Genomic DNA, 12,556 nt, shown 5'->3' with positions numbered 1-12,556 from the left:
GCGGTTTAAAAGGGTTAGGGCAGCCATTAAATGATGAACTGCCCTAAACAGGCTGACTTAAGCCGCCTTTAATAAATCAAAATTAAAAAATATTTGATTATTAACACAGAATCTCTTGAGCACCTTTAATATCAACAACAGCGAAAAATTCTGATTCAGACAATTATTATGGCGTTGCCTTCGGCCCGCGCTTTCCGTTACAACTCCTCATTCCACAGCGCTGATAGAAGTGCTGCTCCATTCCGGGGTTTCCACTGCAATCGCTAACGCTTTTTTCTATTAACCCTTATTTTCTTTGATTAAAAACATTTAACGAAGAGGCGGATTAACTTAATCAACCATTCACCACTCACCAATCAACCTAAATCCCTAAATTTGCCATCCCATGTACCTGCAGCAGCTCTCCTTTTTAAATTTTAAGAATTATACCGAAGCCGAGCTCACCCTCAGCCCGGGCGTAAATGCTTTTGTAGGAAATAATGGCGCAGGCAAAACCAACCTGCTGGATGCGGTGCACTACCTCAGCCTCTGTAAAAGTTATTTTAACCCCATAGATAGCCAGCAGATAAAGCAAGGAGCCGACTTTTTTATGGTGAACGGCGTGTTCGAGAAAAACGGCAATAAAGAAGTGGTGGCCTGCGGCGTAAAGCGCAATCAAAAAAAACAATTCAAACGCAATAAGAAAGATTACCAGCGCCTGGCCGACCATATAGGGCTGCTGCCGCTGGTAATGGTATCACCGTACGACATCAGTATCATCATTGAGGGCAGCGAAGAACGCCGCAAATTCATAGATAATGTAATATCGCAAACAGATAACCAGTATCTGGATGAACTGATTGCCTACAACAAATTCCTGGCCAACCGCAACGCGATGCTGAAACAGATTGCCGACACCGGCCGGTACGACCCGGAGCTACTGGCCGTAATGGATGAACAGCTCACGGCATCGGGCACCCGTCTGTTTCAAAAGCGCAGGGCATTTATGGAAGCGTTCACCCCCATCTTCAACCAGCACTACAGCTTTATTAGCAACGGTGCCGAGCAGGTAGAATTGGTTTACGAATCGCAATTACTTGCCGATAGCCTGGCAACCCTGCTAAAAAAGAACATCGAGCGAGATCGCATACTGGAGCGTACCACCAGCGGCATTCATAAGGACGACCTGCAATTCAACATACATGGCATGCCCATGAAAAAGTTCGGCTCGCAGGGGCAGCAGAAATCGTTTCTGATTGCTTTGAAGCTGGCGCAGTACACCTTCCTCACGCAAAAAAATGGCTTTAAGCCTTTGTTGTTGCTGGATGATATTTTTGATAAGCTAGATGATGGCCGCGTAACCAAGCTGATGCAGATGGTAAGCAACAACGATTTTGGGCAGGTGTTCATTACCGATACCAGCATAAGCAGGGTACAACAGGTATTTGAGGCAATAAAAGTCGACGTAAAATTATTTAAGGTAACGGAGGGCAATATAGATGCGTAAAGCAAACGATAAATCCATTAAGGAAGCCATTGAGCAGATGCTTAATGTGTACAAAATAAAACGCCGTTTCGATGAAACCCACGTGGTAGCCAATTGGTCTGATATTGTGGGCAAGCCCATGGCCAACCGTACCAAAGAATTATTCATACGGGATAGGAAGCTGTTTTTGCGCATAGAATCGTCGGTAGTGAAAAACGAGCTCGTAAACATGCGCAGCCAAATTATCGCCAAAATAAACGACGAGGCACACACCGTATTGGTAGAAGAAATAGTGTTTTTGTAATTACCGGCGACCTAAGCGTATGCGGGCCGTAATACCTCGAAGGGCATCATCCATAATGTGCGAAAACGCCAACAAAAATATGCCGGGGAAGATAAAAGCAAACTGGGCCTCGGGGTGATAGCGGAAGATATCTAAAGACACCAATAAAATAGTGACGATTATAACAGAATAAACGACGTATTTAAACAGGGCTTTCATGATTCTTATCTGGACTTATTGCAAAGTAATTATAACGTAAAGCTAACAAGCAATATTATAAAATGCAAGAGGAATTTAATAACAAAGGGCCCGCAATTTATTGCAGGCCCTTTGTTGTGTATTGGTTATTAGAACCTTTCGAAAGCAGAGAAAAAGAAGTTGCCTTCTATGTCGGCGTTCTCGTCAGAGTCTGAACCGTGTACCGCGTTTGCTTCTATAGATTTAGCAAAAAGCTGGCGGATAGTGCCCGCTTCGGCTTTAGATGGATCGGTTGCGCCAATCAAAGCACGGAAATCTGCAATGGCATTATCTTTTTCCAAAATAGCAGCTACAATAGGGCCTGATGACATAAAGGCTACCAGGTCGGCATAGAAACCGCGCTCTGCATGCACAGCATAAAATTCGCCTGCTTTTTGTGCACTTAGTGCGGTGTATTTAAGGGCTACTATTTTAAAGCCCGCTTTGGTAATATGGTCTAAAATAGCGCCGATATGGCCGTTTGCTACTGCATCGGGCTTTATCATGGTAAATGTGCGGTTAGTTTTCATTTCTTAGGGTTAATCTTTTTATTATAGATTATTAAAATTGCCGCAAAAGTAGGCTTTTACATCTGAAACATAAAGCTTTTACTATTAAATAACCTATTTGTATTTGATTAATTTATTTAGCTTTGCAACTTCTTTTTAAAAATTGATGTTGGATTTAGCCTCGCTTGCAGAACTTTTAGGTCAGCCCCAAAAAATAGTGATCACCACGCATCATAAACCCGATGGAGATGCTATGGGTTCGTCGTTAGGTTTGTATAATTATTTGATACAGCTTGGCCACCATGCAAAGGTTATAGCCCCTACAGACTACCCCGATTTTTTAGCCTGGCTTCCCGGCAACGAAGAAGTAATTATCTACACCGAACATACCGAAGAAGCCGCCGCACTGATAGCCGATGCTGCTATCATCTTTTGCCTGGATTTTAACCACCTCAGCCGCATCAACCAAATGGGTGAACTGGTGGGTGCCAGCAATGCCGTTAAGGTAATGATAGACCATCACCTGGAGCCGCAGGATTTTGACGACTACCGTTATTGGGATATCAAGGCCTGCGCAACGGCACAATTGGTTTATACCTTCATCGTAAACGAGCTTGGCCGCAAGGATTTAATAGATAAAGACGTGGCCACCTGCCTTTACGCCGGTATCCTTACCGATTCTGCATCCTTCCGCCTACCCAATACCACATCAGATGTGCACCGCATAGCGGCCGAACTGATAGATTGCGGCGCTGTAAACTGGCGCATACACGAACTGATATACAACAGCGCATCTGAAAACCGTTTGCGGTTTTTGGGACACTGCCTGGCCAACCGGCTGGAGATACTGCCCGAATACAATACGGCTCTGATTTCCGTTAGTAAAGCAGATCTGGATAAGTTTGGCGTAAATACCGGCGATACCGAAGGCATCGTAAATTATGCCTTATCAATGGCCAGCATTAAATTAGCCGCCTTTATTGTGGAGCGTACCGATATGGTAAAACTATCGTTGAGGAGCAAAGACGAGTTTCCGGCCAACGAAATATGCAAAAAGTATTTCAATGGTGGCGGGCACCGCAACGCTGCGGGCGGGCAATCTAACGAAAGCTTGGATGCAACGGTGGCAAAATTCAAAACAATATTACCTGAATATAAAAAACTATTAATACAGTAAAAACTAAAATGAGGAAAAATGTAATGTTAATTGCACTTGCAGCTATAGGGTTGGCAAGCTGTAAAGGTGGGTTTAAACAGGCTGAAGGCGGCTTGCTTTATGATATAAACGTAGATAAACCTGGTGAAACCATTAAAACAGGCGATTTCATGAGCCTGAACCTAGTGCTTAAAACCGATGGCGACTCGGTAATTTACAGTACTTATGAACAGGGCCGTCCGGTAATAAATGCTATGCCCAAAGCGCAGCAAAAAGGCGATATCATCAGCGGATTTGCCCTCCTTAGCGAAGGCGATAGCGCTACCTTTAAAATGAATATCGATTCGGTTTTCAAAAAAGGCCAGCCAAAGCCGCCGGGCATTAAAGGCAAATACCTGATTTACAATGTTAAGGTTGAAAAAGTTATACCAAGAGGCAACTTAAGCGAAGTAGTTTTTCAGGGCCGTATATCTGAGTATATGAAAGCCCAGGCCGATGCAGTTGCTAAAGCCGAGCCAGCTAAGCTTAAGAAATACGCAGACGACAATAAACTAAAAACCACCACCACCGCATCGGGACTGGTTTATGAAATTAGCGCACCGGGTAGTGGCGCTAACATCGCCATTGGCGATACGGCAGTAGTAAACTACACAGGTAAATTGATTAATGGCAAAATCTTCGATAGCAGCATCAAAGAAGATGCTGAAAAAGCCGCAAAGGCCAACAAACAACCGATTGATCCACGCCGCCCATTTTCCCCGTTACGCATAGCCGTAGGCCAGGGCAAAGTGATAAAAGGCTGGGACGAAGGCTTATTGCTGTTAAAGAAAGGTTCAAAAGCAACCTTTGTAATCCCCTCAACATTAGGCTGGGGCGAGCAAGGTGCGCCACCGATGATCCCACCATTTGCCATTACCATATTCACGGTTGAGGTAATGGATATTGTTCATCCAAACCCTAATGCACCCAAAGTTGAAGCACCACAGCCACCAACAAGCAGATAATATTTAACCACAATAAAAGCCTTCCGTGTGTAACCGGAGGGCTTTTTTATGACAATTTTTTTCGGATAAAGCCGCTCCCGGTACTAACTGATAATACCTATATACCCATGAAGAAACTCCTCTCCATCATTTTAATCCTAAGCGTTTTTACCGGCTACGCCCAGGTGAAAAAAAAGCCCGCTGCTAAAGGCAAGGCTACAACAGCAAAAAGTCAAACGGCCAAAAAAGGCCCGGCAGTAAAAGGCCCGGTATTGGTTGCCGGCGGTTTTACCAAACTGCCCAATGGCGTACTTTATAAGGTCATCCAGAAAAATACCGGACCGAAAATCAAACTGACTGATGTGGTTACCTTCCACGTCACCCAACGTACCGATAAAGATTCGGTGCTGTTCAGCAGTTATAAAATGGGGCAGCCCGTAAAAGTGCAGGCACAGCCATCGCGCAACATAGGCGATTTGATGGACATTTTGCCCCTGCTGGCCGCAAACGATAGCGCCTTCGTAAAAGTGCCTGTCGATTCTGTTTTTAAAGGAATGGAAGCCCAACGCCCTGCATTTTTGGCCAAAGGCGGCAATATTTTGTGCACCATTAAAATCGTTAAGATACAATCTATCGCTGATGCTATGGCCGAACGTAATGCCGGCCTCCTCAAAATAAAAGCCGCCGAAGCAGCCGATGCCGACGCTTACGTAGCTAAACATGGCCTGGTATTGCAAAGCACCGCCTCGGGCCTGCGTTATGTAATCACCAAACCGGGCACAGGGCCAAACGCCATGCCCGGCGATTCTCTCGTAATACATTATGCCGGCCGCCTCACTAACGAGAGCGTGTTCGATACCAGCATCGAATCTGTAGCCAGGGCAGCAGGCACCTATCAGGAGGGCAATCCTTACCAGCCGCTCATGTTCCGCCTGGGCGTACAGCCACTTATACAGGGCTGGGTAGAAGGCTTGCAATTGCTCAACAAAGGCGCTAAGGCTACCTTTGTAATACCATCTTCACTTGGTTACCGGGAGCAGGGCAATGGCAGCATAGCGCCTTACAGTACCCTAATATTTGATGTAGAGGTGTTAGATGTAGTGCCGGGCAAAGACAAGAAGTAGCTTCCCGGGCTGTTTAATATGGCCAAAACGCCGCCAAAAAGCAGCTAAGGGTAAAAATTGAATTTAATACGCACAAAAGGCCTCCCGCAACGGAGGCTTTTTTATTTTTGCAGCATGGTATTAACAGATACGCACACCCATTTATACTACGAGACCGACGATGCAAAGCGGCAGGCCCTAATGCAGCGTTGCCTGGATAACGGCGTGCAGCGGCTGTTCCTACCCAATGTAGATGCAGCTTCGATGCCCCTGATAGATGCCTTGCTGGATGCTTACCCCGATAATTGCTTTGCCATGCTGGGGCTGCACCCCTGCTCGGTAAAGACTGATTGGGAACACGAACTGATGCTGATGCAGCCAGAATTGCACAAGCACCCCATATACGCTATCGGCGAGATAGGCATAGACCTCTATTGGGACAAAACCTTCCTCACAGAACAAATACAGGCTTTTAAACTCCAGATAAAATGGGCCAAGCAATTAAAGCTGCCCATTGTAATACACTGCCGCGACGCTTTCAACGAGGTTTTTGAGGTATTACAGCAGGAGCATGACGAGCTGCTGCGCGGGATATTCCACTGCTTTAGCGGCACGCTGGAGCAAGCACAAAAAGTAATTGAGCTGGGTTTTTATCTGGGGATAGGCGGCGTGATAACCTACAAAAATTCTGGGTTAGACAAAATCGTACCCCAAATTCCTTTGCAGCATATCGTTTTAGAAACCGATTCTCCGTATCTTACGCCTGTTCCCTACCGTGGTAAACCTAACGAAAGCGCTTATTTAACATACATAGCCCAAAAGGTTGCGGAACTACATCAAATTAGCGTAGAAGAAGTGGCAATCACCACCACCGAAAACTCAAGGAAAGTTTTTGGGGTGTAATTATTTTATTAAAGCATAAATCAAACGCATGAGCCAAATACTGATCATCTATACCGGCGGCACCATAGGTATGATGACTGACCCGGTTACCAAAACACTTGTACCCATCAATTTCGAGCAGATTATGGATAATGTGCCCGAGTTGGAGAAACTGAATTGTAAGATAAAAGTACACTCGTTTGAGCAGATCATCGATTCATCAAACATGAACCCAGCAGTTTGGAGCGAACTTGCTGCGCTGATAGAAGCCAATTACGACGAGGTAGATGGTTACGTGATATTGCACGGCTCTGATACCATGGCCTACACAGCATCGGCACTGAGCTTTATGCTGCAAAATTTAGATAAGCCGGTGATATTCACGGGGTCGCAGTTGCCTATAAGCGCCGTACGTACGGATGCCAAGGAAAATCTGATGACCGCCATAGAAATTGCCAAAGCCAAAAAGAACGATAAAAGTCGCGTGCCGGAGGTTTGTATCTACTTTGACTATAAACTATTCCGCGGTAACCGCGCTTTCAAATACAACTCCTCAAAATTCGAGGCCTTCCGCTCGCCCAATTACCCAATCCTGGCCGAATCGGGCGTGCACCTGCGTTTCAGCGCCAACGACATACGCCAGCCGGGCGAAGGGCCTTTAAAAGTACACAACAACCTCGTCAGCGATGTGGCTGTGCTTAAACTTTACCCCGGCATTGGGCCAAAGGTGGTAGAAACCATCCTGAACGCGGATGTGCGCGGTATCGTAATGGAAACCTTTGGCGCGGGCAATACCACTACCGACCAGTGGTTCACCGATTTACTGAAAAAGGCTATAGAGGCGGGTAAGGTGATTCTGGATATCTCGCAATGTAAGGTGGGTACTGTGGAGCTTGGCCGTTACGAAACCAGCAAAGAGTTAAAAGATATGGGCGTAGCCTGCGGTTATGATATGACCTTTGAGGCCGCTGTTACAAAAATGATGTACCTCCTCGGCGAAATAGACGATCCACTGGAGGTGAAGCGCTGTTTGGAAAAAGATTTAAGGGGTGAATTGACAGAGTCGTAATATTGCCAAAAACACCGCAAAAAACCTTTAAAAATCTTCGAAAAATCGGTGTTTTTCCGCGAAAAATCATTGCGCCGCTACGAAATATCCGGCGCTAATCTTGCGGCAGCATTTCTGGGTCAAAAAATCCTCTGCTTTATCACCTCCATAAACCCATCCCGGAATTTATCGCTCACGGGGATTTGCTTACCGCCGATGTAGATGTGGTTATCCTGAATTTTGTTGAGCTGTTTGGTATTTACGATGTAGGAGTTATGTACCCGCACAAAGGGCGGCGGCAACTGCTCCTCGATATCTTTTAGGCGGCGATATATCAGCAATTCTTCGGCACCTGTTAACAGGCGCACGTACTCTTTTTCACCTTCAAAGTATAGTATATCATCCAACAATATCTTTCGCAGGGTTTTGCCGCTTTTAAAAAAGAAGTAGTCGGGCTCCGGCTTTATCGCCGCTATTTCTGCAGGCTGCGCTGCCGTTTTTCCAAAACTAGCCTCTATTTTCTGGGTGGCAGCCAAAAAGCGTTTCAGGGTAATAGGTTTCAGCAGGTAATCTATCGTTTGGTAAGCGTAGCTTTCGGCGGCATGCTCGGCGTAGGCCGTTGTGAATACGATTTTGGTATCCTTGGGCAGCAGCCCGGCCAGCTCCATACCGGTAAGGTGCGGCATGTTGATATCCAGGAAGATAAAATCTACCTTATGGCCTTTCAGAAATGCTATCGCTTCCAGCGCATTATAGCACTTGCCCACTAGCTGCCATTGCGTGGTTTGGCCAATAAGCACCTCCAGCAAGTTTACGGCGTTAGGTTCATCGTCTATAATCAAGCAGCGTAAATTCATATCAGCGGTATATTTAAGCGGGCAAGGTAAATATCGCCATTATTTTGAGTCGATAATTCAAAATCATCCTTGTACAACAATTCCAGCCGTTTGCGCAGGTTGGCAAGGCCAAAGCCTGTAGAAGCAGCATGTTGCGGCACCTGGGGAACGGTGTTTTCGGTAGCGAATACCAGCCGACCATCGTCCTGCAATAGCGAGATATTAATTTTGTTGTCGGTGCTGCTTTTATCGATGCCGTGCTTAAATATATTCTCCACGAAAGTCATCAACAACATCGGCGGGATGCTTAGGCTGATATCACATCGCTTGTCGAACATAATACCTATATCGTAGCGGATACGGATCTTTTCCAGTTCGATATAGTTTTCTATGAATTGTATCTCGGTACCTATTGCTACCACCTGCTTTGGACTCTCATCTACAAAATAGCGCATGATGTTGGATAATTGTTCGATGAGTCCGGCCGTTCTTGGGGCTTCCAGGTAGGCCTCGTAATAAATATTGTTGAGCGTATTGAAGAGGAAGTGCGGCTGCACCTGCGATTTGAGCAGGTTGAGCTCGGCCTGTGTTTTTTTGGCGATGATTTCATCCGACTGCCTTTTCAGCTCGAAATAAGCAATAGCAATGCGGAAGATAAAGCTGAGCAGGAAAATAACCAGGCTACTTACCACAAAACTACTCATGGCCTTCATGCTCATCGTTTCGGGCTTTTGGGCAAATAAGGCATTGTATATGCTCATGGTAATGTAACCGCGTACCACGCCAATCCCGCCTAAAAAAACGATTACCGCCAATACGTATAATACCACCTTGCCTCGTTGGTAAAGGCGTGGAAACAACCAAAGTATATTACCATAAATAATTACTGCGTAAAAACTGCTGTTTAGAAAAGCATAGGTAAGCGCCTGTAAAAAGCCGTCGTTCTGCATCAGCGATAGTATAATGATGATAAAGAAGAACACCCATACCAACCATTGGAGCTGCACAATACTGAGCTTGCCGCTAAATAATTTCATCCTTAAAAATACGAAGCTTTTTAAGGATGCGCCACGCTATTCAACAGATGCCTGCATTTTTTCAATCAATCGTATATAAAATTCAATAATTGAAGGCACCGGGTATTATAAGCGTCTTTGGGCTTGTTATTGAAGCATCGGCGCTAGTTGCTAAATATTTATGGGTAGTAGTTGAACCGATTTTGGAAGCGTTGCCCTGGGGTTCAATTTTACGCCAGTTAATAAAAGCAAAATCCAAACAATTTCTAAAAACATGAAAGTAAATATCCCAGTCACAACAATTATTGCGGCATTTGCCGCGTTGGTACTCTCGGTACAGCCCAAGGCTGCTTCAGCGCAAAAAATCGATACTATCCGGCTTAGCGATAAACGCCTTAATACTTCGGCACTAAAACCCGGCATGCGCCAATACCTGGTGTATTTTCAGATGCCAAAATCGCCAAAACAATTGCGCCTATCGCTTTGGATGCGCAACACGGAAATTATTGACCGTAACGGCCAGCAGGTTTTTGCTACCAGCCAGCATTGGTACACCGGCGATACTACCGGGTACAGAACGGCTTACTCGCTTAACCGTGTAAGCGATTTTGCGCCCGTTTACCATTCAGAAACCGTCAACGGAAAAAACAAATCGTTCAACTGGTCGGCCCAGGAGGTAGTAAGTGCCGATACTGTTGCCGCAAACACTTTAAAAGGCTTTAAAGCAAGCCCTGCCGAACCGTATTTTAACTGGAACCTGGATATAGAAACCTTTGAAATGCTCCCTTTAGCAGCAGGCAAACAGTTTGCTATTAACTTTTACGATGCCGTAAGCAATACGCCCGAGTATGCGCTTTACAAGGTTACAGGCAGCGAGATAGTTGGCACCCTTAACCAGGAAAAGATTGATTGCTGGAAATTGGTTAACGAAAGTGACCACAAAGGAACACATGCTACGCAGATTTTTTGGATAAGTAAAAAGGGCCACGAGTTTATTAAAGAAGAGGATAGCTTTAATGGGATGCACCGATATAAAGTAAAACTACCTGCAGCCGCGCCCGATATTTTGCTTGCGCTGAAACAATAAGCACCACACCTGCCGATACCTATCTGAAAAATAATCACAGGCTGCCCTTGGGTGGCCTTTTTTGTTATCCGTGCCACCTTTTATGCAACCGCTCTTGTAGGGAAAAAATTGCTCTTACACCTTGCCAATGCCTAAAAATATACACCATATAGCTATGCCAAATACAGAAATTACTTTTACGCAGAATGTGTCCAACAACAAAATCTAAGTATCAAGAGAATTTGCTGCGTCCCTTAAACTTTTTGCTCTGCGCCTGAATTTACAGAAGTCAGCGTGTTCGCGAAAGTAATTCTGTAAAATTCGTTAATTCCTTAAAATTCGAGTTCAGACAATCCGCACAACTCCTATCTTTAGCGCAAAATAATAAGCCGCTAAGGGTGGAATACAGCGACAGCACGGTTATAGCTTTATTAAAGGAAGGCAGCGAAAAGGTGTTTGAATGGGTGTTTAAAACCCATTTTAAAAGCCTGCACGCTTATGCTTATACTTTTTTGAAGGATGACGAACTGGCCGAGGAGGTGGTGCAGAACATATTTTGCCGCGTATGGGAAAAACGGGATCAGCTGAAAACTGATGGCTCTATAAAGGCATACCTATATAGGGCCGTACATAACGAAAGCCTCAACTACCTCAAACACCAAAAGGTTAAGGTGAATTTCGAGACCTATTATAGCGGGCAGATGGACGAGCAAAACGATTATGCATCAGACAAAGTTATGGCCGGCGAACTGGAAACCCGTATAAGGCAGGCCATGCTGGAGCTACCGCAGCAATGCCGCATTATTTTCCAGATGAGCAGGTTCGAGGCTTTGAAATACCAGCAGATAGCCGATCAGATGGGCCTCTCGGTAAAAACCATCGAAAACCAAATGGGCAAAGCCCTTAAACTGATGCGCCTTAAGCTGGCCGAATTTTTAACGCTGCTATTTTTTATATGGATAAACCGATAGCAAATGAGTGAGCAAAAAAGCCCTATAAACGACGATTTGCTGGTGAAATACCTGGTTGGCGAAGCCACGCCCGGTGAAACGGCTGAAGTAGACGCCTGGCTGGCGGCCGATGCTGCAAACGCCCTGTACTACGCTCAACTAAAACGCGTGTGGGACGAGAGCCTTAACCTTGCAGCCAACAGCAGCGTAGATGAAGATGCCGCTTACAACCGCCTGCAAAAGCGCATCAAAAATATGACTGTAGACGGCGAGGCGCAGGTTGTTACCCTTCAGCCAAAAAAAACCAACTGGCTGGCCATTGCAGCATCCATAATAGTGCTTTGTTCCATTGGTTACATTGCGCTTAATTATCTTAACGATGGTTCGAAACTGGTAACGGTTGCCAGCAACAACCAGGTGCTGGCAGATACCCTGTCTGAAGGAACGGTGGTTACCCTGAACAAGTCGTCGCAGCTATCGTATCCAAAAAAATTCAGCGGCGGGCAGCGTACCGTAAGCTTGCAGGGCGAGGCCTTTTTTAACGTTACGCCCGATAAAACCAAGCCATTTATAATTAAGGTAAACGATGTAACGATTAGGGTTGTTGGTACGTCTTTCAATATAAAAAGCAGGGATGGCAAAACCGAAGTAATCGTAGCTACGGGTATAGTCAATGTGGCCAGGAGCCGCGACAGCATTAACCTTAATCCCGGAGAGAAAACGGAAGTTGCGGGCAGCAGGGGCATTTTGAGCAAGCAAAGCATCAAAGGGAATCTATACAGCTATTATGTGAACCATGAGCTGGTATGCGACCAAACGCCGCTTGCCGAGTTGGTGCCTGTGCTTAATACTGTCTACAACGTCCATATCATCATCGGGAATAAGGCACTGGCGCAATTGCCTATCACTACGGTGTTCAGGGATCAATCGCTGGAGCAGGTACTGATGGTGGTGCAGGAAACATTCAAGATAAAGGTAGAGCGTACAAACGGGCAGATCATCCTCAAATAAATATCATCTAT

14 protein-coding genes are annotated in these 12,556 nt (G+C 45.5%); 10 read left to right on the top strand and 4 right to left on the bottom strand.

Translation table 11 applies throughout. The features are described from left to right. Positions 1-385 precede the first annotated feature (385 nt). Positions 386-1,486, top strand: a complete 1,101-nt coding sequence (recF, locus tag E2R66_RS18005) for a DNA replication/repair protein RecF (protein ID WP_133233105.1) — start codon at positions 386-388, stop codon at positions 1,484-1,486. Continuing rightward, complete coding sequence (locus E2R66_RS18000) at positions 1,479-1,769, top strand: DUF721 domain-containing protein (protein WP_133233103.1); 291 nt, start codon at positions 1,479-1,481, stop codon at positions 1,767-1,769. The genes recF and E2R66_RS18000 overlap by 8 nt, the downstream gene beginning before the upstream one ends. Here the strand turns inward: E2R66_RS18000 and E2R66_RS17995 are convergent, their stop codons facing one another. Both E2R66_RS17995 and E2R66_RS17990 read right to left on the bottom strand, forming a co-directional pair. Continuing rightward, positions 1,770-1,967 (bottom strand): hypothetical protein, encoded by a 198-nt coding sequence (locus E2R66_RS17995; protein ID WP_133233101.1) that lies wholly within the window; start codon positions 1,965-1,967, stop codon positions 1,770-1,772. 128 nt (positions 1,968-2,095) lie between these two features. Further along, positions 2,096-2,515, bottom strand: coding sequence for a nucleoside-diphosphate kinase (locus tag E2R66_RS17990; RefSeq protein ID WP_133233099.1), 420 nt, complete (start codon positions 2,513-2,515; stop codon positions 2,096-2,098). A 145-nt stretch (positions 2,516-2,660) separates the two neighbouring features. Here E2R66_RS17990 and E2R66_RS17985 point away from each other — a divergent pair, with 145 nt between their 5' ends. The 5 genes from E2R66_RS17985 to E2R66_RS17965 all read left to right on the top strand — a co-directional run bounded on the left by E2R66_RS17985 (position 2,661) and on the right by E2R66_RS17965 (position 7,687). Continuing rightward, a complete protein-coding gene (locus tag E2R66_RS17985; RefSeq protein WP_133233097.1) occupies positions 2,661-3,671 on the top strand; it encodes a DHH family phosphoesterase in 1,011 nt (336 codons plus the stop codon). Positions 3,672-3,679: 8 nt separating this feature from the next. After that, entirely contained in the window at positions 3,680-4,654 is a 975-nt protein-coding gene (locus E2R66_RS17980) for an FKBP-type peptidyl-prolyl cis-trans isomerase (RefSeq protein ID WP_133233095.1), read from the top strand. Between the two features lie 107 nt (positions 4,655-4,761). After that, positions 4,762-5,757, top strand: a complete 996-nt coding sequence (locus E2R66_RS17975; protein ID WP_133233093.1) for an FKBP-type peptidyl-prolyl cis-trans isomerase — start codon at positions 4,762-4,764, stop codon at positions 5,755-5,757. A 114-nt stretch (positions 5,758-5,871) separates the two neighbouring features. Continuing rightward, the gene (locus E2R66_RS17970; protein ID WP_133233091.1) at positions 5,872-6,639 is read left to right on the top strand and encodes a TatD family hydrolase; all 768 of its coding nucleotides are present in this window, start codon (positions 5,872-5,874) and stop codon (positions 6,637-6,639) included. Positions 6,640-6,667: 28 nt separating this feature from the next. Continuing rightward, positions 6,668-7,687 (top strand): asparaginase, encoded by a 1,020-nt coding sequence (locus tag E2R66_RS17965; RefSeq protein ID WP_133233089.1) that lies wholly within the window; start codon positions 6,668-6,670, stop codon positions 7,685-7,687. A 119-nt stretch (positions 7,688-7,806) separates the two neighbouring features. On the opposite strand, the gene E2R66_RS17960 is transcribed toward E2R66_RS17965, so the two are convergent. Together E2R66_RS17960 and E2R66_RS17955 are read right to left on the bottom strand one after the other, a co-directional pair. Continuing rightward, positions 7,807-8,523, bottom strand: coding sequence for a LytR/AlgR family response regulator transcription factor (locus E2R66_RS17960; protein WP_133233087.1), 717 nt, complete (start codon positions 8,521-8,523; stop codon positions 7,807-7,809). Continuing rightward, on the bottom strand, positions 8,520-9,539 hold the full coding sequence (locus E2R66_RS17955; RefSeq protein WP_133233085.1) for a sensor histidine kinase: 1,020 nt from the start codon (positions 9,537-9,539) through the stop codon (positions 8,520-8,522). The genes E2R66_RS17960 and E2R66_RS17955 overlap by 4 nt, the downstream gene beginning before the upstream one ends. 253 nt (positions 9,540-9,792) lie before the next feature. Here E2R66_RS17955 and E2R66_RS17950 point away from each other — a divergent pair, with 253 nt between their 5' ends. The 3 genes from E2R66_RS17950 to E2R66_RS17940 all read left to right on the top strand — a co-directional run bounded on the left by E2R66_RS17950 (position 9,793) and on the right by E2R66_RS17940 (position 12,545). Continuing rightward, positions 9,793-10,605, top strand: coding sequence for a DUF3108 domain-containing protein (locus tag E2R66_RS17950; RefSeq protein ID WP_133233083.1), 813 nt, complete (start codon positions 9,793-9,795; stop codon positions 10,603-10,605). Between the two features lie 377 nt (positions 10,606-10,982). Then, positions 10,983-11,555, top strand: coding sequence for an RNA polymerase sigma-70 factor (locus E2R66_RS17945; protein WP_133233081.1), 573 nt, complete (start codon positions 10,983-10,985; stop codon positions 11,553-11,555). 3 nt (positions 11,556-11,558) lie between these two features. Next, positions 11,559-12,545: a FecR family protein gene (locus E2R66_RS17940; RefSeq protein WP_133233079.1), complete on the top strand. Its 987-nt coding sequence runs from the start codon at positions 11,559-11,561 to the stop codon at positions 12,543-12,545. Positions 12,546-12,556: the final 11 nt, after the last annotated feature.

This window comes from Mucilaginibacter psychrotolerans, from assembly GCF_004519315.1.
Lineage (GTDB): Bacteria > Bacteroidota > Bacteroidia > Sphingobacteriales > Sphingobacteriaceae > Mucilaginibacter > Mucilaginibacter psychrotolerans.
The sequence above is the reverse complement of the archived record's forward strand: the minus strand, read 5'-3'. Positions and strand labels throughout refer to the sequence as shown.